Below are 24,360 nucleotides of genomic sequence, written 5' to 3' on the forward strand. Positions count from 1 at the left end.
GTTCCTTTGCTGTGCGGGGTGGTTGAAGGTGGGTCGTGCGGGCTACTTGAGGCCCTTCTCGGCGGCCTCGATCTGTGCAAACTCCTCTTCCGGTGCGCTCGCGACGAGGTGGTGGCGGGAGTAGAACCAGAAGTAGGCGAGCGCGATGAGGAAGACTCCGGCGGCGATGCCGGCGGCGAGGATGTCGACGAAGAAGGTGGCGATGACGGCCACCGATGCGAGTACGAGGGCGATGGAGGTGGTGACGATGCCGCCGGGAGTGCGGTAGCCGCGGGGCAGATCGGGTTCCTTGACGCGCAGGCGGATGTGGGAGAGGTTGAGCAGGACGTAGGAGACCGTGGCACCGAAGACCGCGACGTTGAGGAGGACTCCGCCGTTGCCGTCGACGGCGATCGCGAGGATGAAGCCGATGGTGCCGGGGACGATGAGGGCGAGGACCGGGGTCTTGCGTTTGCCCGTCAGGGACAGCCACTTGGGCAGGTAGCCGGCGCGCGAGAGGGCGAAGAGCTGACGAGAGTAGGCGAAGATGATCGAGAAGAAGCTCGCGATGAGCCCCGCCAGGCCGGCCCAGTTGACGAAGGTCGCAAGGACGGAGTTCTCGCCGTAGATCGTGCGCAGGGCTTCGGGCAGCGGATTGTCCGATTCCCCCATCGCCGAGGCGCCTGCGAGTCCGGGGACGAGGAGGAGCATGAGGGCGCCGAAGACGACGAGCACGGCCATTGCCGTGATGATGCCGCGCGGCATGTCCTTCTTCGGGTTCGCCGATTCCTCGGCGGCCAGCGGGACGCCTTCGACGGCGAGGAAGAACCAGATACCGAAGACGAGCGAGGCGAGCAGGCCGGAGATGCCCATCGGCATGAATGCCGATGACCCGAGGGCGCCGGTGGGTTCGATGTCGAAGAGATTGCTGGCATCGAAGTGGCCGACCGCGGCGACCACGAAGACGATGAGGGCGATGACCGCGACGGCGGTGATGACGAACATCAGCCGCAGGGCCTCACCGACTCCCCATAGGTGGATTCCGATGAAGACCGCGTAGGCGACGAGATAGATCGTCCAGGTAGGCACCGATTCGGGCAGAATGCCGAGCGCCTGGACGTAGCCGGCGATGAAGGTCGAGATCGCGGCCGGAGCCATCGTGTACTCGATGAGGATCGCCATGCCGGTGGCGAATCCGCCCAGCGGGCCGAGCGCTCGGCGGGCGAAGCCGTAGCCTGCACCGGCAGTCGGCAGAGTGGAGGAGAGTTCGGCGAGGCCGAAGACCATGCATACGTACATGAGTCCCATGAGGAGAAAGGCGATGAGCAGGCCGCCCCAGCCGCCTTCGGCCAACCCGAGGTTCCAGCCGGAGAAGTCTCCGGAGATGACGTAGGCGACGCCGAGGCCTGCGAGGAGGATCCAGCCGGCCGCGCCCTTCTTCAACTGTCGCTTCTCGAGGTAGTGCTCATCGACATTGCCGTATTCGATGTTCTTGCTCATGGCTGCCCCTCGGGGTTCTGGTGAGTCTCGATCTCGTCGTGGTCGAACAGTCGCCCAATGGATCGTTACCAGACCATTAGACTGAGACGAATGTAATCTGACTCACAGACGACTGTCAAGGATTTTCCGCGAGAGTGGAAGAATCAACGAAGACGAGTTGAGTTGCGAGACCAGGAGAGGAGGCAGACTTGGACAGAGCAGAAGAGCCGGGCGGCCCAGGGACCGCGGGCAGCCAACCCCGCCCGGGAGGCAAGCATGCGCGCGGCGGAAATGTGTTCGAACATACGATTGCGGAGCTGCTGCGGGCGATCCGTCTCGGCAAGTACCTCGTCGGCGACAAACTGCCGGCCGAGCGCGAACTCGCCGCCCAGATCCGGGTCTCGCGGGCGACCCTGCGGCAGGCGCTCATCGAGCTTCAGACTGCGGGCATCGTCACTTCCCGTCGCGGTCGCTATGGCGGCACCTTTGTGACACGACTGCCGTCCGCCGACACCGATGAGCGCATCGACCCCGGCGAGCTCGATGATGCCGTCCGGTTTCGCTTGGTTCTCGAGACAGCCGCGGCCCGCATCGTCGCCGAGCAAGACCTCTCTCCGAACGAGGTCGCTGCCCTGACCGCAGCGGAGACGGATTGTCGTACGGTGTTCGCCTCCGCCGAACAGTTCCGCGTGCTCGATGCCAGATTCCACCTCATGATCGCCGAACTCACGCACATGCCGTCACTCATCTACGCCTCAGCGAGCACTCGCGATCGGGTCAACGCCCTGCTCGACCGGATCCCCTTCATCCATACGAACGTCGAGCACTCCTGCGATCAGCACCGAGAGATCGTCGACGCCATACTCGCCTCTGACCCTGATCGTGCCGCCGATCTCGCCGCACAGCATGCGGAAGGCACCGAGAAGCTGCTGCGCGGATTCCTCGAACAGAGGTGAGACCAGCGGCGAATGCTCTTGAACCTGACACCGTGTCAGGTGGTGGACTGTCGATGACGACGAGGAGAGCACATGAGGATCGGTGAATTCGCGCAGCTGGGGCAGGTATCGGTGCGCATGCTCCGCCACTATGAGTCGATGGGTCTGTTGGCTCCGGATTCGGTCGAACCGTTCTCCGGACACCGCAGCTACACGGTGGCGCAGCTGCCGCGCCTCAACAGAATCATGGCGCTCAACGCCCTGGGGATCTCGCTGCGGAAGATCGCCGAACTGATAGACGCCGACCTCAGCACGACCGAGCTGACCGGCATGCTCAATCTGCGTCGTCATCAACTGCGAGCCGAGCAGTCGGCTGCAGCCGCGAAGCTGGCCGAAGTCGAATTTCGGCTGGCACTCATCGAAGGGACTGCTATGAACCATCCGGACTGCATCATCAAAGAACTGCCTGCAGAGAGGGTACTCGGACAGACGGTCGTTCTCGGCGAGCCGCCGTTCGACACTTCTGAGATCGGACCGCTGTTCGGCAGTGTTGCCGACCGTCTCGCGGAAGCGGGGATCCGACACGCAGCCGGCGTCGGCATCTACTCCGACGCCGGACACGGGACCGAGGTCACCTGCGGGTATCGCACGGAAACAGCTCAGGATCTTGCGGATCTGCAGGTCACAGAGCTGGAGGCGTGCACTGCGGCGACTCTCATCCACGAGGGGTCGATGAGCCGCATCGGCGCCGGCTGGCAGCACCTTTCCAAGTGGTGCATCAGTCAGGGGTATTCCCTGACCGGCCCGTGCCGCGAGGTCTACCTCGAAACAGGTCACGACACCGCAGACGAATCCGACCAAGCTGGATGGATCGTCGAGCTCCAGCAGCCGATCATCGTGTGACGGTGACGTCCGAGGGAGCGGGGTTCCATTCCCTCATTCAAGGCGAACCGCGTCTGTCGGTTCGTGTACGGATCGACAGTCTCGGTTCGCCTTGAACGACGCTGCGGAACCGCCTCGGCGACGGTGTCCCGGTCAGCGCGACGGCGAAGTCGCCTCCGCGCCTTCGGTCACAGCCTTATCGGCTACAGCCTTGCCGACCACGACCTTCTTCCGCAGGGCGAGGAAGAACAGGACGAGGCTGACGGACAGGGCGATGTGACCGAGGCCGGCGATTCCGGCGATCATGGCGTTCGACTCTTCGCCGAGGACGGTGAGCGAGCCGTGCCAGACCATCATTGACGCGGTGAGGATCACGCCGACGTTGTAGAGCCAGAAGAACCACGAGAACAACTTCGTGCCGGAGAGTCCGAACACCTTGTCGAGGGCGAGGACGATGAGAAGGACGATGAAGCCGAGTGTGAGCAGGTGGGTGTGGACGAGGCCGAGCTGCGTGAACTCGCCGGAGGGGAAGTCGTTGGCCTTGGTGAACTCGCGGTAGAACAGTCCCGAGAGGACGCCGATGATCATGTACGTGAACGCTGCATTGAATATCTTCTTCATGCTTCCACTTCATCAGCACGCGGGCGCGGTTTCCTGACCCACAGGATTGAACTGCATCCCCAACTTTCGATTGATGTTCCATCACACAGGGTCCTGAGGCCCCGAAAATCGGTTCCGGAGCTCGTGATCCCGCTAGCCTGGAGGCATGGCCATGGAGAACTTGCTCGCGAAGATCGACCGCCTCGCCGGCGGCAGGAAAGCCGGAATCGTCGTGCCCTCGGACGGCCTCGCACACCCGAAGACCAAACGCGCCTTCGCGTGGATCACCTGGCTGCTCGTGTTCGAACTCGTGCTCGGCTTCGGAGCCGTGGTCTACGCAGTGCTCATCGCCCGGGCCGGGGAACCGGTGCCGTTCGCCGTGTGGATGCGCACGATCGTCGTCCTCGGCATGACCGTGACCCTCTTCTACTTCTTTTGGCGCGCAACGAAGGGCTTCTACTGGGGATACCAGCGCCTGCGCCTGTTCACGCAGATCTTCCCCGTCATCACCCTCGTCATGGCCGCGATCCCCGGCCTCTACCCGGTCTGGATGATCACCGAGCAGATCGTGTTCAGCCTGGTCATGATCGGCGTCGGCGACTTCCTCACCGGCGACCACCTGCGCGAGGTGTTCCGCAAACCCGAGGACTGAGCGGGCGGCATCCTCCTCGTGCCCGGGCCGGTACCGGAGGCCCATCGGATGAGGCCCCGGACCACGACCACCGAGGCGGCACCCGCCCACCACGTCATCCGACCTCAGCCGGAACTCACCCTGCAACGAGGCGGCGCGCCTCCTCCTGATGCGCAGCGATGAGCGCTTCTTTGTCGAGCGCGTGCCCGTTCGCGCCGATGGCGTGGCCGTCGACGACCCGCCACTGACCGCCGACCATCACGCGATCGGCCTTCTCTGCACCGCAGAGGACGAGTGCGGGGATCGGGTCGTGCGATCCGGAGAAGGCGAGGCCGTCGAGGCGGAACATTGCGAGGTCGGCCTGCTTGCCCACCTCAATGGTGCCGAGATCGTCGCGTCCGAGTGCCGCCGCCGATCCCTTCGTCGCCCAGTCGAGGACGCGGCCGCAGGTGACCGCCTCGGCGCCGTAGCGCAGACGTTGGATGTAGAGCGCCTGCCGGACCTCGCGGATGAGGTTCGAGGCGTCATTCGACGCGGATCCGTCGACACCGAGTCCGACGTTGACTCCGGCGTCCTCGAGTTCGACGGCGCGGGCGATTCCCGAGGCCAGCCGCATGTTCGAAGTCGGGCAGTGGGCGACGGAGACCCCGGCGGCGCCGAGGCGGCCGATCTCCGAATCGTCGAAGTGCACACCGTGCGCCAACCAGGTCCGCTCCCCCAGCCAGCCGACGGATTCGAGGTAGTCGACGGTGCGCAGGCCGAAGGTCTCGCGGCAGAAGTCCTCTTCGTCGATGGTCTCGGCCAGGTGGGTATGGAGGCGGACATCGAGTTCCGCAGCGAGTGCGGCGGATTCGCGCATGAGCTCGGTGGTCACGGAGAACGGGGAGCACGGGGCGAAGCCGATCTGGATCTGAGCGCCGGGCCCACGTTGGTGGTAGGTCTCGACGAGACGGCGGGAATCGTCGAGGATGACCTCCGAGTCCTGGACGGTCTGCTGAGGGGGCAGTCCGCCGTCGTCCTCGCCCAGTGACATCGACCCGCGAGTCAGCATGGCACGCATGCCGAGTCTCCGGACGACGTCGACCTGGATGTCGATGGCCTCGTCCATGCCGGTGGGGAACAGGTAGTGGTGGTCGGCGGCGGTCGTGCATCCGGATTCGAGGAGTTCGGCCATCGCCACGGTCGTGGCGAGTTCGAGCGCGCGCGGGGTCAGCCTGGCCCAGACCGGATAGAGGTTCTGCAGCCATCCGAACAGCGGCAGGTCGGCGACGGGCGCCCATGCACGGGTCAGCGTCTGGTAGAAGTGATGATGGGTATTGATCAGCCCGGGAGTGATGACATGCGCTGAGGCGTCGATGACTTCGAGGGCAGCCGTGTCACCGGCGGTTCCGCCGGCCCCGGATGAAGTGGGTTCGCCACCGGCGGGAACGAGTTCCACGATAGTTCCCGTGGCGGGGTCGATGACGATTCCCCGCGCCGCCCGGTTCGGATCGACACCGACACCGAGGTGGACGGCCAGCGGATCGCGCAGCCACAGTCGCGCGGTCGATGTGTTCCCGGAAGCCGGGGAGTTCCTCGATGCGCGGTCTCCCGTATTGAATGAGCTTCCTGGTGCCGAGAAGCTTCCTGCTGACGGTGTGCCGGTTCCATTGCTGTCGGTCATCGTGTCGCCTTTCCCTCTTGAACCGTGCGCGTCGAGCGCGCACTATTGGTCAGTGGCGACAGAACTGGGGCTGACGCCACCAGCTCAGGTTTTCCGGCGTCTGCTGCTCCGCCGGTCGGTATCCCATCCGGGATCCCCGACTGTACCCACCTATCGGCGAGACGGTACGATGATCCAAAACCATCGAACTGAGCGAACGTTCAGTAGATCGTCGGGGGATGAGTACACGACTGCCGTGAACTCTAGCATGTGCCGCGGGTCACTAAAATGGCTTGCGGCGAAAATGGTATTCCTTTAGAGTTTTGCGATAAGGAAATTTCCTTTCGCATAACGGAATTATGCAACCGATCCCTCGGTCGATCTGATGCCCGCTCGGACGCTACACCGGCCACTGAGGTCGGTCAGTCACAGTGAGGTCTTCGCCCGAGGACGCACTCAATGGAGAGATAGATGTCGGTATCCCATCAGTCACCCAGCAACGACCGCAAGTCCGCGGTCGCGAGCAAGCCGGCCCGTCCGGAGGACGAACGGCTTCCCGTCGGCAGTTCCTTCGCCTACGGTCTGCAGCACGTGCTCACTATGTACGGCGGAATCATCGCCGTTCCCCTCATCATCGGCAATGCCGCCGGTCTCGACGGCAACGGCATCAGCCTCCTCATCGCCTCCTGTCTGTTCATGGGCGGTCTGGCCACGATCCTGCAGTCGGTCGGTGTGCCGTTCTTCGGCTCGCAGCTGCCGCTGGTCCAGGGAGTCTCGTTCGCCGGCGTCGCGACGATGACGTCCATTCTGGCCGGCGGCGACGGCCTGCCTGCGGTCTTCGGATCGGTGCTGGTCGCCTCGGTGATCGGCCTGATCGTCGCCCCGGCCTTCGCACTCATCGTGAAGTTCTTCCCTCCGGTGGTCACCGGCACGGTCATCACCACGATCGGTCTGTCACTCATGCCCGTGGCCGCAGGCTGGGCCATGGGCGGGGATGCCGAGGCCGCCGACTACGGCAGCATGCGCAATATCCTCATCGCCGTGGTCACCTTGGCCATCGTGCTCATCCTCAGCAGGATTCCCGTTGCGGTGATCTCCCGCCTGTCGATTCTGCTGGCCATCGTCATCGGCACCATCGGCTGCCTCATCTTCGGCTGGGCCGATTTCTCCCATGTGCTCGATCGCGGGATCTTCGCGTTCCCCGAGCCGTTCGCCTTCGGTATGCCGACATTCTCGGCCGCGGCAATCATCTCGATGTTCATCGTCATCATCGTCACCTTCGCCGAGACTACGGCGGACATCATCGCCGTCGGAGAGATCGTCGATACGAAGGTCGATTCCAAGCGCATCGCATCGGGCCTGCGCGCTGACATGCTGTCGTCGGCGGTCTCGCCGATCTTCAACTCCTTCACCCAGTCGGCATTTGCGCAGAACGTCGGCCTGGTGGCGATCACCGGCGTGAAGTCGCGCTTCGTCGTCACGGCCGGTGGTGCGATCCTCGTCGTTCTCGGCCTGCTTCCGGTGATGGGCGGGGTCGTTGCGGCGGTCCCGACTCCGGTTCTCGGCGGCGCGGGCATCGTGCTCTTCGGCACGGTCGCCGCGTCGGGCATCCGCACGCTGTCGAAGGTCGAGTACGAGGGCAACCTCAATATGATCATCGTGGCGGTCTCGCTGGCCTTCGGCATCATCCCGGTCGTCGAGCCCGACTTCTACAATGCCTTCCCGGATTGGGTCGGCATCATCCTCCATTCGGGCATCTCCTCGGCCACTCTCATGGCCGTGCTGCTCAACCTCGTCTTCAACCACATCGGAGTGAAGACGAAGGACCGTTCTGATCGGTCGGTCTTCGTGGCCGGCACCGGACGAGTCATCCGCAAGGAAGAGCTGCAGCGACTCATCGACAACGAAGCCATCCTCTATGAAGGCGATACCGTCAAGGACGGCAAGATCGTCGATTGCAACGGAGAAGAGGTTCCGGTCGTCACCGAGGAGCAGCACGAGAAGGTCGTCGACGCCGCCCAGAAGGGTGAGGTTCGCACCCAGGAAGACGTCCGCCGCCTCATCGCCGAGGACGGTAACTGAGGCCAGATACGCCAACTGGACCCGGATACACCGAACGGGCCCCGGCCGCCGTCTGCGAAGGCGCGCGTCCGGGGCCTCGTGCGATTTCGGGCTGCAGTCAGATCGGGCTGGTCGTCAGAACGGGCGGGCCGTCAGAAAGGGTCCGCCGTCAGAACGGACCCGCCGTCAGAACGGGGGAGGATCTCCGGAGTCCCAATAGTCGTTCCACGGGGACTCCCGGCCGACGCTCAAGACGGGCTTGGCGCCAGCGGTCGGGGCACACTTGTCCCCTCGTTCCCTGGAGCCTGGTTCGGAGTCCCTTGGCTCGGAGGCTACTGGTTCGGAGCCCCCTGTTGCGGTGTGGCCCTCTGGTTCAGGAGGGCGAAATGCATCCGTATTGTCGAGTCGTCCGGCTGGGCCCAGATTTCCGACGTCGCGAAGCTGCTCCGCGTCGACGGGATTCTGCCGGTCGAGCAGATTCGGCAGTTGGTCATAGTTCTCCACCTGTCGAGCGTGCTCGGCGTTGATTGGGTTGTCCGGTGGATACAGTGTTGCGACGACTCCGCGGGTGAAGGAGTACTCCACTGCCCCGTCCTCGGTCATTCGGACCGCGAGCCTGCGGTCGGTCTTGGCCTGGTGGTCGGGTTTGCACAGCGGGTGGAGGTTTTCGAACGTCGTCTGACCGCCTCGGGCCGGATCGGCATGGTCGAACGGAATGATGTGATCGACTTCCGAGGTCTCCGCTCGTCGGGTGCAGCCTGGAGCGGTGCAGGACTGCCATCTGCCGACCAAGGGCGCGCGCACGGCTGCCGGGATGTGGTAGCTGCGCGAGCGGGCATCGATCGGTGTCCCGGTGGCGGGATCGGTGAGGATCCGGTGCCAAGTGGGGCTCTCGCCTGCGAGCGCACGTGCCGCGTCGGGCGGCACCGGGGTGCCGTCGGAGAACGTCCCCGGGAGCTCCGACTTTCCCACCGCGGTGAGGTAGGGAACCGTCACCATCATCTTCGTCTGCTCTCGCACCCACTGCCCGTGGGTGGGCATGACGAGCTTGATGGTGGTCGTCACCTCGACGCCGGTGTTGGCGGTCGCTTCCGCTTCACTCTGCGCCTCCTGCACGGCACGATCGACCGCGGCTGCCGTGATCGGAGCCGTGGAGTCGGATTCGTCGGCGACCGAGGAGTCCGAGCCGTCGGCGGCTTCGAGAGCGATCTCGTTCGTGGTGGTCTCACCGGTCATGGTGTCGTGCGTCGTCACGGCGATGCTCATCTGCGGGGTCGCTCGAGTGGCGATGTCGAACATGAGGGCGGCGATGCTGTCCTGGTCGGCGACCTCGAGGCCGGCGGTGCTCTCTTCGGAGAGCGCCGAGATGTTGCCGTTGCGGATCGCTCGGGCGAATGCTTCGATGCGCAGGTAGAAGGCGTTGAGTTCCACGGCGGGTCCGGACAAGGTCACCGAGGCGGTGCCGTCGGGGTAATTCATGATGTCGACCCGGCGACGCTTCTCGGCCAGTTCGGTCGGTCGTCGACCGGGACGAGTGCCGCGATCTTGAGGTTGAGCGACTTCTTGAAGGTCTCCATAGTGATATCGGCACGGCGGTCGCCCAGGTAGGCATCGAGACGGGGCAGATATTCGAAGGCGACGTCTTTGATGGCACGGGTCGCTGCAAGTACGTGTTCGATCGTGAATTCACCGGCGAGGCAGCGCTGCAGGAACTTCGGCAGTCCGAACGCCAGTGTCACGGCGTTCGTGATCTCGTTGTAGGCACCGTTGCTCGTCGAGCCGAGGACCGTGGTCAGCTCGGCGATCTCTTCGCGCGTGGCGAGGTCGTGGACCCAGCTGTTGAAGGATTTGTGCAGTCCGAACTTGGGGAAATTCGGAAGCGGGGCTGCCGGCGGAGCCAGTGGCTGCTCGACGATGCTCTCCCCGGTTTCGCCGTCGTCGGTGGCAGTGCCGGTGGAGGAAACAGCATCATCAGACCCGTCGAGAGCGCGGTCTTCGAGAACGAAGCCGGTGGATGTCCACGGGTCCACGAAGTCGTCCTTTTCAGGCAGCAGTCCGTCACGTGCCGTGATGAAGCGGCCGGCCGTTTCGGTGAACGTTGCGTGATAGTAGATCTTGTCGCCCTCGGCGTAACGGAGCTTCTCAATGACATCGGTCAGAAACAGTCCCGCGATGGCCTGGAATTCGGCGAGGCGAACTCCCGTGCTCAAATGAGCCAGACTGACGACCACGGCCATCGGCGAATCGGGTTCGACGTCGAGACGACGGGGTGAGTCGGGGCCGATCAGAGGAACCTGAGGTGACGAAGAGAGGTCTGCCGATGTCGCGGGTGAACCGGAGACTGATTCATTCGAGGCACGCTCGAGACCGTTGTTGCCCGGATCCTGAGGATCCTTCATCGATCTCGCCGCCTTTCACGTCGATGTGAATACCTTGACTCTATTTTACTCCCAAGGAGAAGAAATGAAGGTCACAACTCGATTACGAAAAGAATCTCTGCGAGTTTGGGTGCTGTTTGATGTATTTTGATGATGGAGTTTTGCCCCAGCCGAGGCTCGGCGAGCCAGGAACCTACTCAGTCAGCAGGCCGGGCAGCTGGTCCATCGCGTTGAAGGTCTCAGCGGCACCCGCTGCCAACAGCGTTTCCGCGCTCTGATGAACCGGAGAATCCGGGCAGAACCCGAGCACACGGGATCCGGCCGCAGCGCCGGCGATCACGCCGGTGGGGGAATCTTCGATCACGGCCGCCTCGGCGGGGTCGATCTGCAAGGATTCGGCTGCTGCCAAATAGACGTCCGGGGCGGGCTTCGAGTTCGGCTGCTCCATGCCGGAGAAGATCCGACCCTCGAAGGCATCGAACAGGCCGATCTTGCGCAGCTGCAGCTCGATCTTCGGACGATCCGCTCCCGAAGCGCAGGCGATCCTGCCCGGGTAGCTCTCGGCGATGCGGTGAACGGCATCGACGACCCCCGGAATCGCTTGGAGGGAGGCCTCGAGCTGGGCATTGCGCCGCCGCCGGAACTCCTCCATCCACTCCGCGCCGATGCGGAATCCGGTGTGCTCCTCGATGACATCAGCCTCATCGCGGAGCATCTTGCCGACGAATCGCGCAATGCATTCCTCGGCGCTCAGCTGCCAGCCGAGCTCCTGCAGCATCTGGTGGAGGACGCCGTTCGTGATGCTTTCGGAATCGACGAGGACTCCGTCACAGTCGAAGAGGACAGCGGAGAATTTCGGAAGTGGGGCCATACTCCGATTCTGCCACCCGGCACTGACGCGGAATCACGGGCATCCACGCCGGCTCGTCCCTGAATCTCGCGGACCCGACACTGCCGCTGTCACACCGTGCCGACCGACACCGTCCCTGCTGCTCCAGCTCAGGAAACGAAGAGAGTCCCAATCAGACCGCGCCGACCGACACCGCCGTATACAGCACCCGCGCGGTGGCGAGCGCGCAGACGATGATGACCAGCGCAAACAGCGTCAGCCAGGCACCGGCGGGCAAGGCCGAGCCCAGCGCGAGGATATAGGCATCGGACTGCTGCACATGGCGCCGGCGCGTATGGACGCGGATGACCTTGACTAGGTCCTTGAGCGACCCGATCGTCAGCGCCGTGCCGAGCGCGGCGACGAAGACCGAGATCCACTCCAGCGGCAGGAAAACGACGACGAGCTGCGCCGCGATCGCCGTGATCACGGCAATGACCGCGCCCGCGAAGTTCCGGATGAAGATGAGCGCGACCAACAGGATCAGCGCGCCCACAGACAGTGCCAAGGGGGCCCAACCGAAGGCCGCCGAGGTGGCCAGGACGAGTCCGAGCACGCCCGGAGCCGGATATCCCCAGAAACCCGCCCATGTGGCGGAGAAGCCGACTCGGCCGAAGGAGTTCATCTGCCCCGAATGATCGAAGTTCAGCGAGATCCCCTTGACCACTCGTCCCGTCATGAGCGCGGCGAATGCGTGACCGAGTTCGTGGATGAAGGTCACGAACAGTCCGAAGAACCTCCAGATCCCCGGAGTCAGGGTCACGACCAGGGGCACTCCGATGACGAGCACGAGCCCGAGGACGTCGAGCTCGAGCCCGTCCTGCCGCCCGAAGCCCGAGGTGATGGCATCCCACCACGTCGCCGTTGCCTGCTTGAAGTCCATAGCGGCCCAGTGTACGAACCGCTCCTGAGCGGGACCCTCAGGACCTCCTCAGCGATTCGGGAGGTCGGGACTCCTATGACTCAGGCGGTCAGAGTGCCTATGGTTCGGCAGATCGCGGTGCCTAGACGGCCAGCGGCTCTACATCGACCCAAGAACGTTCGTGTACCGACCGCAGCACGGCCTCAGTCACGAGCACGGCTCGCACCCCGTCTCGCAGAGTCGGCAGCCCCTCCGGTCGCTCGCCGGCGAAGTAGGCATAGGAGTCGGCGACGAAGCCGTTGAACGCATCCTGGTATCCCTGCGGATGGCCGGCCGGGACCATACACAGGCGCGCGGCATCGGCGGACAGGAAGTCGGGATCGCGGACGAGGAGGCGGCTGTCGGCGCGCTGACCGAACCACAGCTGCTCGGGCCGCTCCTGCTCGAAGCGCATGCTCGCCTCGGTGCCGGCGATCTCCACTGTCAGCCCGTTCTTGCGTCCGGGAGCCAGCTGAGACACCAGCAGCGAACCGATGGCGCCGCCGGAGAACTCGACGGTCACGGCCACAGTGTCCTCCGTGGTCACCGCGGCACCTCCTCGGCGTGGATGAACGGTTCTCGTGGTCGCCACCAGGGACGATATCCGATCATCGACGATGAACTCGATGAGGTCGACGAGGTGGGAGCCGATATCGGCGAAGGCCCGCGACGGGCCGCCGCGTTCGGAATCGACACGCCAGTTCTCGTCGCCCGAGCCGAGCAGCCAGTCCTGGAGGTATCCGGCGTCAACGGTCAGCAGCGTCCCGGCCTGACCCTCGCGGAATCGGGCGCGGGCCTCACGCACCATCGGGTGGTAGCGGTAGACGAATGGAACGGTCCCAAGCAGACCAGCTTCGTCGGCGCGGGCCAACACGGCACGCGCGGCCGTCGAATCAGTGGCCAAGGGCTTCTCGCAGATGATGTTCGATCCCGCGTCCAGCGCCTGCAGGGACTGCGCGGCGTGGACCTCATTGGGAGCGCAGATGTGGATCGCGTCGAGGGTGCGGCCGAGCAGTGCGTCGGACGCAGTCGAATTCTCGAAGCCGAGCTCGGCCGCCGCTTGTGCCGATCTCTCCGGCCGCGACGATGCGACCGAGTCGAGCACGGCTCCGGCCGACCGTGCGGCTCGACTGTGGACGCGGCCCATGAACCCGCCGCCGAGCATTCCGATGCGGAGACCCCGTCCCCGCGCATTGTCATCTGAGGGCATGCCTCATTATGCAATCACCGGTCGCACCGAGTCGACCGCATCCATCCGCACCGAGTCGACCGAACCGCCGCCCTCCGCGGCTGACACCCCCGCGCCACCGGGGGCCAATCCACCGGCGCTCCGGCCTGGGCCTTTACACTGTGAGAAGCGCCCGCGCAATCCCCCGCTCGCAGCGTGGTCCGCAACTCGCGAAGGAGTGTCATTGTCACAGCACCGTCGTTTCGCCCAGGTCGATGTCTTCTCTGCCGTGCCCTTCCACGGCAACCCCGTGGCGGTCATCGTCGACGCCGATGGCCTCGATGAGGAGCAGATGGCCCGCATCGCGAACTGGACGAACCTGTCCGAGACCACCTTCATCCTCCCGCCCGCCGACCCAACAGCCGACTATCGTCTGCGCATCTTCACCCCGCATCGAGAACTGCCCTTCGCCGGCCACCCCACGCTCGGTTCGGCCGCGGCCTGGCTCGACGCCGGCGGCGCCCCGAAGCACACTGACCGCATCGTCCAGGAGTGCGGTGCCGGCCTCGTCGACATCCGCAGATCCCCTCGCCGAGGCGACCCGACCGACCGAATCAACTCGACCGACCCGACCGACAGCACCGACCCAAGCGGCGATTTCTCCGAGACCCTCGCCTTCGCCGCCCCCGATCGACTGCGCTCGGGACCGCTCGACGATGCCTACGTCGACCAGATCGCGGTCGCCCTCGGCGTCGATCGTGCCGAGATCCTCGGCCACCAGTGGGCCGACAACGGCCCCGGCTGGGCGGCCGTGCGACTGTCCAGCGCCGAACAGGTACTCGCGCTCACCCCCGACTTCTCGGCAATCCCCGATGCGAAGCTCGGCGTCCTGGGCGCCCACCCGGAAGGATCAGACCACGAATACGAGATCCGGGCCTTCGTGCCCGGAGTCGGCGTCGCCGAGGATCCGGTGACCGGCAGCCTCAACGCCTCCGTCGCCCAATGGCTCGTCGGCGAGAACCTGGCTCCGAACAGCTACACCGCGACCCAGGGAACCGCCCTCGGCCGCTCCGGAGTCATCTCCATCACCGCCGAGGACGACGAGATCTGGGTCGGCGGAGACACGTCCATCTGCATCCGCGGGACGGTGCACACATGAATCGACATCTCACCGAAGTGAACAAACCGAAGAAACGACTGCGCATCTTCCACGGCCGCATGTACTTCGCCCTCCAGGCCCTCGCCGGAGCGGCTTGGTGGCTGGGCACCGCGATGATTCCCGGGGTGGCGGACGCGACTCTCGGCGGCATCGATCCGCTGCTCATCGCGATCGTCGACATTCCGCTGTTCGTCATCGGTTCGGCCCTGGCTGCACTCAACTTCCGCTGGGCGGTGTGGATCGCCACCGGGTGGACCGTGCTCGTGGCGCTGGGCATGGTCATCTACGCAACCGCCACCACCGAGGCGGGACTCGGCGCCGTCCTCATGATCCTCGCCGCACTCGGCAGCCTCCTTGCCGGTGTGCTCATGATCGTCGGCCGCATCCCGTCCGAGAAGCTCCTGGTCGGACCCTTCGCGTTCCACAGTTCGCATACCCGCATCCGGTCCCGCCTGCTGGTGCGGACCACCATCCAGATCGTCGTGTTCTGGGGCGTGTTCCTCATCATCATCCCGGTCATCATCAATGCCTTCGAAGACCGCTGGAACCTCGCCTACAAGTTCCCGATCCTCCTGGTCGTCGTCGGCTTCGCCCTGCTCGCCGTCTCCAGCGTCATCGGCGTCTGGTCGGCCCGCGCGATCGCGAACTTCGGCTCCGGCACCCCGCTGCCCTCGCAGATGGCCCACCACCTCGTCGCCCGCGGCCCCTACGCCTTCGTCCGCAATCCGATGGCCATCGCCGGCGTCGTCCAGGGCATGGCGATGGGTCTGCTCATCGGTTCGTGGCTCGTCGTTGTGTACGCGCTCATCGGCTCACTTCTGTGGAACTGGCTCATCCGCCCCCACGAGGAGACCGACCTCCTGGAGCGCTTCGGCGACGAATACCGCGACTACGCCAAGCGCGTGCGCTGCTGGTGGCCGACCTTCTCGACCGCCGAAACCGCTCCCGACCTTGTCGACGAGGACTGATCGGCCTACGCTCGGTCAAGACCATCCACTCACCGAGGAGGCCGCATGGTCACGTTCACCCCTGAACTCCTGAAACTCGGCAACAACGTCGGCATCGAAGTTCCCGAGGACATCGTGCTCGGCTTCGGCGTGGGCAAGCGGGTCCCGGTCATCGTCACGATCGAAGGCTATTCCTATCCCTCGACGACCGCGGTGATGGGTGGGAAGTACCTGCTCCCGCTCGCCAAGGAGCACCGGGAGAAGATCGGCGTCGCCGGCGGTGAGACCCACGAGGTGACGCTGACACACGACACCTCGAACCGGGAGACCCCGGTTCCCGATTCCCTCGCCGAGGCGCTCGCCGCCGCCGGTGTCCGCGCGGCGTTCGATGCGCTCGCACCGTCGAAGCGCAAGGAGCATGTGCGGCAGGTGACCTCGGCGAAGGCCGAGGAGACCCGCGATCGCCGGATCAAGAAGATCGTCGACTCGCTCGAGTGATCACCCTGCGTCGTGCAGGGTCACCGCATAGCCGTCGGGATCGGCGAAGGCGAAGGTCAGCCCGAAGGGGCTGGGAGCGGGCGCCCGGAGGATCTCCACCCCCGCCTCGGCGAGGGAATCATGCAGCGCCTGCGCATCATCGCACTTCAGCCACAGTGCCACCCCGTTGCCCGGACGGTCGCCGGAGTCGAGGTCGACGCCGGGCAGCGGCTCGCGCACGGCGAAGGGGATCGGCGAAGTCGTGAAGACGACCGCTCCGGGAGGGGCAGCCGGGGCACGGGTGAGGCCGAGCCGCGATTCGTAGAACTGTGCGGCCGCTTCCACGTCTCGGACCTGCAAGGCGATGAAGTCCGGACCGCTCACGGTGCCGGTCTCCTCGGTGCTCGTGGTGCCGGCTTTCACTGTATCGGTCGTCGATGCATTCATGTTCGTTCCCTTCTCTCGGCATCCCTCCCTTTCATGGAGAGCCGCCTTTGTCACATGTCAGTATCCTGACATCGATAAATGTATGTCAGAATACTTACATGAGTCAAGGGTCAGAGGATCACAATGCGGGAACCTGCGAAGAGCCGGTGGAACTCGAGTCGCTGCTCGGCTATCAGCTCAAGCATCTGCAGTCGGCGCTACGGTCGACAATGGACGAGACGCTGCGGCCGTTGGAGCTGACCACCCCGCAGTACAACTGCCTCGAACAGCTGCGCCGGAGGCCGGGAGCGTCGAATTCCGAGCTCGCGCGCGGCGCCTTCGTCACCCGGCAGACGATGAATACGCTGGTGCGCGGCCTCCAGGAACGGGGACTGATCACGAGGCCGGCCACGGCCGAATCCGGTCGAGTCCTGCCCACACGTCTCACCTCGGCAGGCGTTGAGGTGCTCGATCAGGCCGTCTCCCGCGTCGAGGCGGTCTCCGCTCGCATGGTCTCGCCGCTCGACGATGAGACTCGGACGATAGTCACCGAGGCGCTCCGCCGGTGCATCGCGGCCCTCGAAGAAGCCGAGGACGGCTGAGGGCCGGGAGATCGAGCGGTCACCGATAGGACGACTGGAAGACCGGCGGACAACCAGGGCCCTGGACCGATGTGATCGGACCTACACCGGCGCGAGCTCCTTGTCCGATTCCCTCCTCCTCGACCGTTTCGGCCATGCGGCCAGGCAGCACAGGCCGAGGATTGCGCCGATGCCGGCGCCGAGAGTGTTCGTGACGAGATCGCTGAGCGTGGCGAAGCGGGACTGAGTGAGCACGGTGCCTTGGAAGATCTCGATGGCGGCGCTGAAACCCGCGCCGAAGAGGAATCCGAGCCACCAGCGTCGGCGTCCGAAGTGCAGGGCCGCGAGGAATCCGAAGGGAATGAACATCGCCACATTGCCGAGCTTCTCGACCCGTTCATAGGTCAGCCAGGCGGTCTCCCGGTGAGCGGCGAAGAGGTCGAGTGCGTGCCCGATGAGAGTGTCCGGACCGGTGCCCATCTGCTGCGGGGTCAGCGTGATGGCGGCGATGAAGAGTGTGTAGAGGACGAGAAGAGCCAGCGGCGCACCGACTGTGCGCTGATCACGATCGGTCATCACCGCCCAACTTACGACCGAATCCTGGGCACATCCTCAGATGCGGATATGACCCGGCTCTCACCGGACCTCACGATCTGTCAACGAACCTCATGGTCGACGGGAACGACGTCCGTCCTCGGCGGCCAGATCCTCATGACGATGAGTCCGACCACAGCCCCGATGCCGGCACCGAGGCTGTTCGTGACGAGATCGCTGATCGTGGCGAAGCGCGTAGGTGAGAGCAGGGTCGCCTGAGTGCCCTCGATGAGGCACGTGAAGGCGATGCCCGCGACCCAGCCGACCCACCAGCGGCTGCGGCCGCACTGGAGGGCCACAAGCAGGCCGAAGGGAATGAACATTCCGACGTTCGCGAGCTTCTCGAGGATGTCAAAGCTGATCCATGCGGTCATCCGGTGGGAGGCGAGGAACTCGAGCAGTCCTGCGATGAACGAGCCGGGGCCTGTGTCCATCTGGTTGGGTGTGAGCGTGACGAGGCCGATGAAGACCGTGTAGAGGATGAGCAGCGCCAGGGGCACCGTCCGCAGCTGTCGCCTCGTGCCCGTCATCGCTCCCCTGTCCCTCGACCCGGTCTCATTGTGCCCGCCTGCGGCATGAGGGTCGAGGGATTCCCGCATCGATTGCGGGAATCACCCCGACCATTGCGGTCTCACGCCCGGGATTCAGACGAGGCGGATCCAGACGAAGTGCGTCAGGCGACGGCCTCGACGTCATCGAAGCTCGCGGTGTCGATGACGACGCGGAACTGCACGTCTCCGGCCACGACCCGGTCGTAGGCGGCGTCCGCCTCGGTGACGGGGATCGTCTCGATCTTCGCGGCGATGCCGTGTTCGGCGCAGAAGTCGAGCATCTCCTGGGTCTCGGCGATGCCGCCTATGTTCGATCCGGCGATCGCCTTGGCCCCGCCGATGACGGCACCGAAGGAGAACTCCTGCTTCTCCGGCGGGAGGCCGACGACGGCCATGACCCCGCGCGGCCCCAGCAGACGCAGGTAGCGGTTGACGGGGATGTCGGCGCTGATCGTGTTGAGGATGAGGTCGAACTCGCCGGCGTGGTCGGAAAAGAAGTTCTCGTCGGTGGTGGCGAGCATCCGCTGCGCGCCGAGTTCCAGTGCCGCTGCTTCTTTCTTCAGTGTGCGCGAGAGGACGGTCACCTCGGCGCCCATGGCCGCGGCGATCTGCACACCCATGTGGCCGAGTCCGCCGAGTCCGAGCACGGCGACCTGCTTGGGAGCGCCGTTCTTCTTCTCACCGGCGCCCCAGCGGTTGAGCGGTGCATAGGTGGTGATGCCCGCGCACAGCAGCGGGGCGGCGACGTCGAAGTCGAGCGCATCGGGGATCCGGCAGACGAAGCGTTCGTTGACGACGACCTTCTGTGCGTATCCGCCCTGGGTGATCGTGCCGTCGACGTCTTCGACGTTGTACGTTCCGACGTTGCCGTTCAGGCAGTTCTGCTCCTGACCGGCCCGGCATTCCTCGCACTCGCCGCACGAGTTGACCATGCAGCCCACGCCCACGCGGTCGCCGACCTTCCAATCAGTGACATCGGAACCGACGGCCTCGACGACGCCGGCGATCTCGTGGCCGACGGTGAGCGGGAAGTGCGCCTCGCCCCATTCGTTGCGGATGGTGTGGATGTCGCTGTGGCAGATGCCTGCAGCCTTGATGTCGATGACGACGTCATCGGGTCGGGGATCCCGGCGTTCGATCGTGGCCACGCGGAACGGCTGATCCGCTCCCGTCTTCTGCAGTGCCTTGACGCTGATGCTCATGTGATCTCCTTGGACTTGCGTATCCGTTGCTGGGCCACATCGTCCAGCGCTTGCGGCTCGCAGTCTATTCCATGCACATGGACTTATTCTTCGTAGATCCGCTCAGTCCTTCATTCGGCCCCATCGAACGGCTCAGTCCTTGATCGCGCGCTCACCGATGCTCAGGTCGAGGGGGAAATCGACGGGGGCATCTCCGAACAGCAGTCGACCCGCCGAGGCGGCCGCCGCCCTGATCGCCTCCGCCGCCTCCTCGGCCTGCTCGGTCGGGGCATGGACGATGACCTCATCGTGGAGGAAGAACACGAGGTGAGCACGGCGGGCGAACACCGGCCCCGAGGCGGCCGCCTCAGATGTGTCCTCGATCTCCGGAAGCCGCGCCAGGCGCAGCCGCAGGTCGGCCAGCCAGGCCAGCGCCCATTCGGCCGCTGTGCCCTGAACGACGAAGTTGCGGGTGAATCGTCCCTGGTCGCCGGCGGCCCGCCTGGCCCGCTGCTCATCGGCACCGGTGGCGTCGAAGCGGTTCGCCGCCCTCTGCAGTCTCTGCCACCCCTCGCCGGGCGGCGGGGAGGTCCGTCCCAACCAGGTGGATACGACTCCTCCCTGTCGTCCCGCCTCGGCGGCGGAATCGACGAGGTGCATGGCGGCGGGGAAATTCTGCCGCAGACGCGGCACCAGGGCTCCGGCCTCCCCGGTCGTCGATCCGTACATCGCCCCGAGCACCGCGATCTTCGCCTCCTGCCGGGTGGCCACGACGCCGGCGTCGACGAGCCCGGAGTAGAGATCGCGGCCGAATCCGGCCGCGGCCATCGCCCGGTCTCCGGACATGGCGGCGAGCGCACGGGGTTCGAGCTGGGCGACATCGGCGGAAACGAGCCGCCATCCCTCGTCGGCACGCAGGGCCGGACGCAGCTGTCGCGGGATCTGCAGGGCCCCTCCCCCGCTGGCCGCCCACCGTCCGGTGACGACCCCGCCGGGCACGTACACGGGTCGGTACCGTCCGTCATCAACCCATTCGTCGAGCCAGTGCCAGCCGTTGGCGCTCAGCAGCCGCGCCATCTTCTTGTACTCGAGCAGGGGCGCGATCGCCGGATGTTCGCTCGTCTGCAGCTCCCATTTCGAGGTCGAGGCGACATTGATGCCGGCATTGCGCAGCGACGCGAGCAACCGGTTCGGCGAATCGAGGTTGACCCGCGGATCCTCAAGGGCCGCGCGGACTTCCTCGGCCTTGGACAGCATCTTCTGAGGCTTCCCGTCCCGGATCGGCCGGGGACCGAGCAGTTCGGTCAGTATCCGATCGTGTTCGGCTTCGTCCCAGGGCACCCCTGCCGCACGCATCTCTGCGGCGACGAGTCCTCCCGCCGATTCCGCGGCCAGCAGCAGCCTCAGGCGTCCCGGATCGCTCGCGGTCTCGATCGCCGCGGTCTGCCGGACATGTTCGGCCAGGGCCGCCTCGAGGTCGTGCGGAACCTGTGGGATGAATCCGCGACCGGCATCGACGTCGAAGAGAGCGGCCGCCTGTTCGGGTGCGGCGGCGTCGGCGGGCGCGGCGTCCCATTCGTAGGCGGCGCGCACCGCCTCCGGTGCGGTGACGAGTTCGGAGCGGGCGAGGATCGCATGAGCCAGACGCAGATCATGGCAGCGCTCAAGGCTCACCCCGGCCGCGAGCAGCGGGGGGCACCATTTCGCGGTGTCGCTGAGGACCCAGCGAGGGCGGGCTCCGCCCGGTTCGCTCGGATCTCCCCCGGCTCCGCCCTCACGGTCACGGACGAAATCGGGCAGGTCCGCCTCGGCGAGGTCGATCCGACCGATCTCCCGACCTGCGCTGTCGAGGTCGGCGATTCCGAACCGCTGCCCCTCGAACCCGGTTCCGGGCACGGTTCCGAACACGCAGGCGGCGGGCCGCTGAGCGGGGGCGGAGGTCATGGATCCAGCCTACGCCGCGGGCTCGCTCGGACAGTCGCTCGGACGATCTCCCGCTCTCCTGTCCGCACCCTGGCCCTGGCCGCCTGCCGCGAACGTGATCCTGGTAACGTCGAGAGCGAACTCCGGGTGCCGAACTCCGCTCGAAAGGTCAGACACACAACATGGACGTTGTCTCCTCCCTCACCTCCGCTCTGCCGGCCGAAGCCGTCATCACCGATCCCGATTCGATGGACGCCTACCGCTGGGACCGTGCGAACGACCCCGATGCCGGGGTTCCTGCCGCCGTGGTCCGGGTGAGAACCACCGAGGAGGTGCAGACGGTGGTCCGCATCGCCGCCGAGGCGAAGGTCCCGATCGTGCCCCGCGGCGCCGGATCCGGCCTGTCGGGCGGCAGCTCCGCGATCGCCGGCGGAATCGTGCTGTCCCTGGACAAGATGCGCGAGATCAGCATCGATCCCGTCACCCGCATGGCCACGGTCCAGCCGGGCGCCTTCAATGCCGAGGTCAAGGCCGCCGCGGCCGAACACGGCCTGTGGTACCCGCCGGACCCCTCGTCCTTCGAGTTCTGCTCCATCGGCGGCAACATCGCCACGAACGCCGGCGGCCTGTGCTGCGTGAAATACGGTGTGACCACGGACTATGTCCTCGGGATGACCGTCGTCCTCGCCGATGGTCGGGCGGTCAAACTCGGCGGCCCGAGGCTCAAGGACGTCGCGGGTCTGCCGCTGACGAAGCTCTTCGTCGGTTCCGAGGGGACCTTGGGCGTGATCACCGAGGTCACCCTGCGGCTCATTCCCGCCCAGCTGCCCCCGACGACCGTCGTCGCGATGTTCCCGAAGCTCGCCGATGCCACGAACGCCGTGCTCGAGATCGCGAAGGCCATGCGACCCTCGATGCTCGAGTTCATGGACAAGCCCTCGATCAACGCCGTCGAGGATGAGCTGAAGATGGGGCTCGACCGTGAGGCCGAGGGCATGCTCGTCATCCAGTCCGACGAACCCGGCGAGCACTGCACTGTGCAGGCGAAGATCATCGAGGAGATCTGCAACAGCAACTCTGCCTCAGAGTGCTATCTCACCGCCGACCCCGACGAGGGCGAAGCCTTCGTCACTGCCCGCCGGATCGCGATTCCGGCCGTGGAGAAGAAGGGGGCGCTGCTGCTCGAAGACGTCGGCGTTCCGCTGCCGAAGCTCGGCGACCTGGTTCTCGGCATCGAGAAGATCGCGGCCGACCGCCAAGTGACGATCGCCGTCATCGCGCACGCCGGCGACGGCAACACGCATCCGCTGCTCGTCCTCGATCCCAAGGATGAGGAACAGCAGAAGCGCGCGCAGATCGCCTACGGCGAAGTCATGGACCTGGCCACGGGGCTGGGCGGGACGATCACCGGTGAGCACGGCGTCGGCCGACTCAAGGCACCGTGGCTCGCGCCCTACCTCGGCGAGGACGTCATGGAGCTCAACCACCGGATCAAGCAGGCCCTCGACCCGGACAACATCTTCAACCCGGGATCGGTCTACACCGGACTCGTCTGAGGTTCCGGCCGGGGTTCGCGGCGCAGCAGCGGCGCGAGGGCGAGCACGATCAGCAGCACGCCCATGGGGATGAGCAGAGCCGTCCGCAGCCCCCAGTGGTCCCCGACCAGACCGAGCGCGGGCGGTCCGACGAGGAACGCAAGGTAGCCGATCGTCGAGACCGCGGCCACCCGTTTGGCCGGCTGCGCGCCCGAGGCACCTGCCTCCGACAGTGCCACCGGAAAGCCGAGCGAGGTTCCGAGCCCCCAGAGGAGCACGGCGGCAGCGGCGACGATCTGACTGTCGACGAGGGAGGCCAGGCCGATTCCGAGGAAGCCGAACGCCGCGCTGACGAGGAGCACATTGGCGCGACCGAAACGCTGGACGATGCCGCCGCCGAGGAAGCGGCCGATCGTCATCGCCGCCGCGAAGATCGCATAGACGCTCGAACCGAGCGCGGGGTCGAAGCCGTGCCCGTCGACCATGACCAGCGGCAGCCAGTCGTTCGCGGTGCCCTCGGCGAGGGCCATCCCGAGCACGATCGCACCGATGACGATCAGCCGCGGGTCCCTCCACACCGAGGCGGTGCCAGCCGGCCGTGGACTCGACTCGGGACCTGAACCGGGGGCCGCCTCGGCGAGGTCCCCTGACACGGCAGCGTTCCGGCCCGTCCCCGCGGGGACGTGGCGCATCGCCGGCACTATGACGACGACGCCGAGGATGCCGATGAGGAGGAGGTGGACGAGAACGGGGAAGTCGGCGGCGGTGGCGAGGATCCCGATGACGGCGCCGATGACGGTGCCGAGGCTGAAGAAACCGTGGAGGCCCGGCAGGAAAGGGCGATCGAGATGCTTCTCGAGTTCCGCCCCCTCGACGTTCATCGCGACCTCTCCAGTACCCATGCCGAGTCCGAAGACGACGAGACCTGCGGCGACGACGAACGACTGCGACCAGGCGGCGCCGAGGCCGATGATGGGCATGCTCGCGATGACTCCGAGCGTGCCGAGGCCGATGATCGGTCGCGCCCCGAAGCGGCCGACGAGCGGCCCGGAGGCGAGGATTCCGAGCATCGACCCGATGGAGAGTCCGAAGAGGACGAGGCCCATCCGTGCCGTACTCGCGTCGAGGACGTCACGGATCGACGGGGTGCGGGTCACCCACGAGGCGATGGTGATGCCGGGGAGGAAGAAGAGTGCGAGCAGGGACAGACGGCGAGCGCGCAGGGTCGAGGAGCGATTCGTCGCGGGGGTCGGCACGGCCTGCTCTTCGGACATCGGATCATCTCCTCATCGGTGTGCACTGTGCTCAGGCGGACAGCCCTCGGATCGGTGTACGGATGTACACACATTGATCAGTGTACAAATGTACACTCTCAGTTGTCCGTCTGTCACAGCTGACAGATCTGTCGCGGGAGTCAAGAACCGACCGCACGGACTGATCA

At 65.7% G+C, this 24,360-nt stretch carries 23 protein-coding genes; 9 read left to right on the forward strand and 14 right to left on the reverse strand.

Translation table 11 applies throughout. From position 1 onward, the window contains the following. Positions 1-42 precede the first annotated feature (42 nt). A complete protein-coding gene (gene eat, locus HK108_RS08565) occupies positions 43-1,479 on the reverse strand; it encodes an ethanolamine permease (protein ID WP_139467681.1) in 1,437 nt (478 codons plus the stop codon). Between the two features lie 188 nt (positions 1,480-1,667). Here eat and HK108_RS08570 point away from each other — a divergent pair, with 188 nt between their 5' ends. After that, the gene (locus tag HK108_RS08570; protein ID WP_219922266.1) at positions 1,668-2,414 is read left to right on the forward strand and encodes a FadR/GntR family transcriptional regulator; all 747 of its coding nucleotides are present in this window, start codon (positions 1,668-1,670) and stop codon (positions 2,412-2,414) included. 72 nt (positions 2,415-2,486) lie between these two features. Beyond that, complete coding sequence (locus HK108_RS08575; protein ID WP_139467680.1) at positions 2,487-3,296, forward strand: MerR family transcriptional regulator; 810 nt, start codon at positions 2,487-2,489, stop codon at positions 3,294-3,296. Between the two features lie 132 nt (positions 3,297-3,428). On the opposite strand, the gene HK108_RS08580 is transcribed toward HK108_RS08575, so the two are convergent. Continuing rightward, positions 3,429-3,896: a DUF2871 domain-containing protein gene (locus tag HK108_RS08580; protein ID WP_181271172.1), complete on the reverse strand. Its 468-nt coding sequence runs from the start codon at positions 3,894-3,896 to the stop codon at positions 3,429-3,431. Positions 3,897-4,041: 145 nt separating this feature from the next. Between HK108_RS08580 and HK108_RS08585 the strand changes: the two genes are divergently transcribed. Further along, complete coding sequence (locus tag HK108_RS08585; RefSeq protein WP_139467678.1) at positions 4,042-4,527, forward strand: hypothetical protein; 486 nt, start codon at positions 4,042-4,044, stop codon at positions 4,525-4,527. Positions 4,528-4,642: 115 nt separating this feature from the next. Here the strand turns inward: HK108_RS08585 and HK108_RS08590 are convergent, their stop codons facing one another. Beyond that, positions 4,643-6,169 (reverse strand): 8-oxoguanine deaminase, encoded by a 1,527-nt coding sequence (locus HK108_RS08590; RefSeq protein WP_181271173.1) that lies wholly within the window; start codon positions 6,167-6,169, stop codon positions 4,643-4,645. Between the two features lie 450 nt (positions 6,170-6,619). Here HK108_RS08590 and HK108_RS08595 point away from each other — a divergent pair, with 450 nt between their 5' ends. Continuing rightward, a complete protein-coding gene (locus tag HK108_RS08595; RefSeq protein WP_139467676.1) occupies positions 6,620-8,230 on the forward strand; it encodes a nucleobase:cation symporter-2 family protein in 1,611 nt (536 codons plus the stop codon). A 165-nt stretch (positions 8,231-8,395) separates the two neighbouring features. Here HK108_RS08595 and HK108_RS08600 read toward each other — a convergent pair whose 3' ends face one another. The 5 genes from HK108_RS08600 to HK108_RS08620 form a co-directional block, all read right to left on the reverse strand. Continuing rightward, entirely contained in the window at positions 8,396-9,688 is a 1,293-nt protein-coding gene (locus tag HK108_RS08600; RefSeq protein WP_181271174.1) for an HNH endonuclease signature motif containing protein, read from the reverse strand. Further along, complete coding sequence (locus tag HK108_RS08605) at positions 9,685-10,608, reverse strand: hypothetical protein (protein ID WP_181271175.1); 924 nt, start codon at positions 10,606-10,608, stop codon at positions 9,685-9,687. The genes HK108_RS08600 and HK108_RS08605 overlap by 4 nt, the downstream gene beginning before the upstream one ends. A 172-nt stretch (positions 10,609-10,780) precedes the next feature. Beyond that, positions 10,781-11,458 carry an HAD family hydrolase gene (locus HK108_RS08610; protein WP_139467674.1) on the reverse strand — a complete coding sequence of 226 codons (678 nt, stop codon included), beginning with the start codon at positions 11,456-11,458 and terminating at the stop codon, positions 10,781-10,783. Between the two features lie 151 nt (positions 11,459-11,609). Next, positions 11,610-12,359 carry a M50 family metallopeptidase gene (locus tag HK108_RS08615; RefSeq protein ID WP_181271176.1) on the reverse strand — a complete coding sequence of 250 codons (750 nt, stop codon included), beginning with the start codon at positions 12,357-12,359 and terminating at the stop codon, positions 11,610-11,612. Between the two features lie 121 nt (positions 12,360-12,480). After that, positions 12,481-13,587, reverse strand: coding sequence for a Gfo/Idh/MocA family protein (locus tag HK108_RS08620; RefSeq protein ID WP_229664023.1), 1,107 nt, complete (start codon positions 13,585-13,587; stop codon positions 12,481-12,483). A gap of 202 nt (positions 13,588-13,789) precedes the next feature. Between HK108_RS08620 and HK108_RS08625 the strand changes: the two genes are divergently transcribed. From HK108_RS08625 to HK108_RS08635, 3 genes are read left to right on the forward strand one after another with little or no spacing between them, the layout of a single operon-like run. Beyond that, positions 13,790-14,704 carry a PhzF family phenazine biosynthesis protein gene (locus HK108_RS08625; protein WP_181271177.1) on the forward strand — a complete coding sequence of 305 codons (915 nt, stop codon included), beginning with the start codon at positions 13,790-13,792 and terminating at the stop codon, positions 14,702-14,704. Further along, positions 14,701-15,672 carry a methyltransferase family protein gene (locus HK108_RS08630; RefSeq protein WP_181271178.1) on the forward strand — a complete coding sequence of 324 codons (972 nt, stop codon included), beginning with the start codon at positions 14,701-14,703 and terminating at the stop codon, positions 15,670-15,672. The genes HK108_RS08625 and HK108_RS08630 overlap by 4 nt, the downstream gene beginning before the upstream one ends. A 45-nt stretch (positions 15,673-15,717) precedes the next feature. Beyond that, the gene (locus HK108_RS08635; protein ID WP_181271179.1) at positions 15,718-16,149 is read left to right on the forward strand and encodes a YdeI/OmpD-associated family protein; all 432 of its coding nucleotides are present in this window, start codon (positions 15,718-15,720) and stop codon (positions 16,147-16,149) included. Here the strand turns inward: HK108_RS08635 and HK108_RS08640 are convergent, their stop codons facing one another. After that, a complete protein-coding gene (locus HK108_RS08640) occupies positions 16,150-16,575 on the reverse strand; it encodes a VOC family protein (protein ID WP_181271180.1) in 426 nt (141 codons plus the stop codon). A 98-nt stretch (positions 16,576-16,673) separates the two neighbouring features. Between HK108_RS08640 and HK108_RS08645 the strand changes: the two genes are divergently transcribed. Next, entirely contained in the window at positions 16,674-17,156 is a 483-nt protein-coding gene (locus HK108_RS08645) for a MarR family winged helix-turn-helix transcriptional regulator (RefSeq protein WP_181271181.1), read from the forward strand. A gap of 81 nt (positions 17,157-17,237) precedes the next feature. Here HK108_RS08645 and HK108_RS08650 read toward each other — a convergent pair whose 3' ends face one another. From HK108_RS08650 to HK108_RS08665, 4 genes are all read right to left on the reverse strand, one after another. Continuing rightward, positions 17,238-17,711, reverse strand: coding sequence for a VanZ family protein (locus tag HK108_RS08650; RefSeq protein WP_181271182.1), 474 nt, complete (start codon positions 17,709-17,711; stop codon positions 17,238-17,240). An 80-nt stretch (positions 17,712-17,791) separates the two neighbouring features. After that, positions 17,792-18,259, reverse strand: a complete 468-nt coding sequence (locus HK108_RS08655; RefSeq protein WP_229664022.1) for a VanZ family protein — start codon at positions 18,257-18,259, stop codon at positions 17,792-17,794. Between the two features lie 143 nt (positions 18,260-18,402). Continuing rightward, the gene (locus tag HK108_RS08660) at positions 18,403-19,482 is read right to left on the reverse strand and encodes an NAD(P)-dependent alcohol dehydrogenase (RefSeq protein ID WP_172173058.1); all 1,080 of its coding nucleotides are present in this window, start codon (positions 19,480-19,482) and stop codon (positions 18,403-18,405) included. Between the two features lie 132 nt (positions 19,483-19,614). Then, on the reverse strand, positions 19,615-21,405 hold the full coding sequence (locus HK108_RS08665) for a bifunctional 3'-5' exonuclease/DNA polymerase (protein WP_181271183.1): 1,791 nt from the start codon (positions 21,403-21,405) through the stop codon (positions 19,615-19,617). A 161-nt stretch (positions 21,406-21,566) separates the two neighbouring features. Between HK108_RS08665 and HK108_RS08670 the strand changes: the two genes are divergently transcribed. Next, on the forward strand, positions 21,567-22,940 hold the full coding sequence (locus HK108_RS08670) for an FAD-binding oxidoreductase (protein ID WP_181271184.1): 1,374 nt from the start codon (positions 21,567-21,569) through the stop codon (positions 22,938-22,940). On the opposite strand, the gene HK108_RS08675 is transcribed toward HK108_RS08670, so the two are convergent. Beyond that, positions 22,922-24,193, reverse strand: a complete 1,272-nt coding sequence (locus tag HK108_RS08675) for an MFS transporter (protein ID WP_181271185.1) — start codon at positions 24,191-24,193, stop codon at positions 22,922-22,924. The genes HK108_RS08670 and HK108_RS08675 overlap by 19 nt on opposite strands. Positions 24,194-24,360: the final 167 nt, after the last annotated feature.

Source organism: Brevibacterium sediminis, assembly GCF_013623905.1.
Taxonomy (GTDB): domain Bacteria; phylum Actinomycetota; class Actinomycetes; order Actinomycetales; family Brevibacteriaceae; genus Brevibacterium; species Brevibacterium sediminis.

What these genes read in the sequence shown, in the direction of transcription:
- eat (WP_139467681.1), bottom strand. Translation starts at nt 1,479, where the DNA reads ATGAGCAAGAACATCGAATACGGCAATGTCGATGAGCACTACCTCGAG.
- HK108_RS08575 (WP_139467680.1), top strand. Translation starts at nt 2,487, where the DNA reads ATGAGGATCGGTGAATTCGCGCAGCTGGGGCAGGTATCGGTGCGCATG.
- HK108_RS08580 (WP_181271172.1), bottom strand. Translation starts at nt 3,896, where the DNA reads ATGAAGAAGATATTCAATGCAGCGTTCACGTACATGATCATCGGCGTC.
- HK108_RS08585 (WP_139467678.1), top strand. Translation starts at nt 4,042, where the DNA reads ATGGCCATGGAGAACTTGCTCGCGAAGATCGACCGCCTCGCCGGCGGC.
- HK108_RS08590 (WP_181271173.1), bottom strand. Translation starts at nt 6,169, where the DNA reads ATGACCGACAGCAATGGAACCGGCACACCGTCAGCAGGAAGCTTCTCG.
- HK108_RS08595 (WP_139467676.1), top strand. Translation starts at nt 6,620, where the DNA reads ATGTCGGTATCCCATCAGTCACCCAGCAACGACCGCAAGTCCGCGGTC.
- HK108_RS08600 (WP_181271174.1), bottom strand. Translation starts at nt 9,688, where the DNA reads ATGAATTACCCCGACGGCACCGCCTCGGTGACCTTGTCCGGACCCGCC.
- HK108_RS08605 (WP_181271175.1), bottom strand. Translation starts at nt 10,608, where the DNA reads ATGAAGGATCCTCAGGATCCGGGCAACAACGGTCTCGAGCGTGCCTCG.
- HK108_RS08610 (WP_139467674.1), bottom strand. Translation starts at nt 11,458, where the DNA reads ATGGCCCCACTTCCGAAATTCTCCGCTGTCCTCTTCGACTGTGACGGA.
- HK108_RS08615 (WP_181271176.1), bottom strand. Translation starts at nt 12,359, where the DNA reads ATGGACTTCAAGCAGGCAACGGCGACGTGGTGGGATGCCATCACCTCG.
- HK108_RS08620 (WP_229664023.1), bottom strand. Translation starts at nt 13,587, where the DNA reads ATGCCCTCAGATGACAATGCGCGGGGACGGGGTCTCCGCATCGGAATG.
- HK108_RS08630 (WP_181271178.1), top strand. Translation starts at nt 14,701, where the DNA reads ATGAATCGACATCTCACCGAAGTGAACAAACCGAAGAAACGACTGCGC.
- HK108_RS08635 (WP_181271179.1), top strand. Translation starts at nt 15,718, where the DNA reads ATGGTCACGTTCACCCCTGAACTCCTGAAACTCGGCAACAACGTCGGC.
- HK108_RS08640 (WP_181271180.1), bottom strand. Translation starts at nt 16,575, where the DNA reads ATGAATGCATCGACGACCGATACAGTGAAAGCCGGCACCACGAGCACC.
- HK108_RS08645 (WP_181271181.1), top strand. Translation starts at nt 16,674, where the DNA reads ATGAGTCAAGGGTCAGAGGATCACAATGCGGGAACCTGCGAAGAGCCG.
- HK108_RS08650 (WP_181271182.1), bottom strand. Translation starts at nt 17,711, where the DNA reads ATGACCGATCGTGATCAGCGCACAGTCGGTGCGCCGCTGGCTCTTCTC.
- HK108_RS08655 (WP_229664022.1), bottom strand. Translation starts at nt 18,259, where the DNA reads ATGACGGGCACGAGGCGACAGCTGCGGACGGTGCCCCTGGCGCTGCTC.
- HK108_RS08660 (WP_172173058.1), bottom strand. Translation starts at nt 19,482, where the DNA reads ATGAGCATCAGCGTCAAGGCACTGCAGAAGACGGGAGCGGATCAGCCG.
- HK108_RS08665 (WP_181271183.1), bottom strand. Translation starts at nt 21,405, where the DNA reads ATGACCTCCGCCCCCGCTCAGCGGCCCGCCGCCTGCGTGTTCGGAACC.
- HK108_RS08670 (WP_181271184.1), top strand. Translation starts at nt 21,567, where the DNA reads ATGGACGTTGTCTCCTCCCTCACCTCCGCTCTGCCGGCCGAAGCCGTC.
- HK108_RS08675 (WP_181271185.1), bottom strand. Translation starts at nt 24,193, where the DNA reads ATGTCCGAAGAGCAGGCCGTGCCGACCCCCGCGACGAATCGCTCCTCG.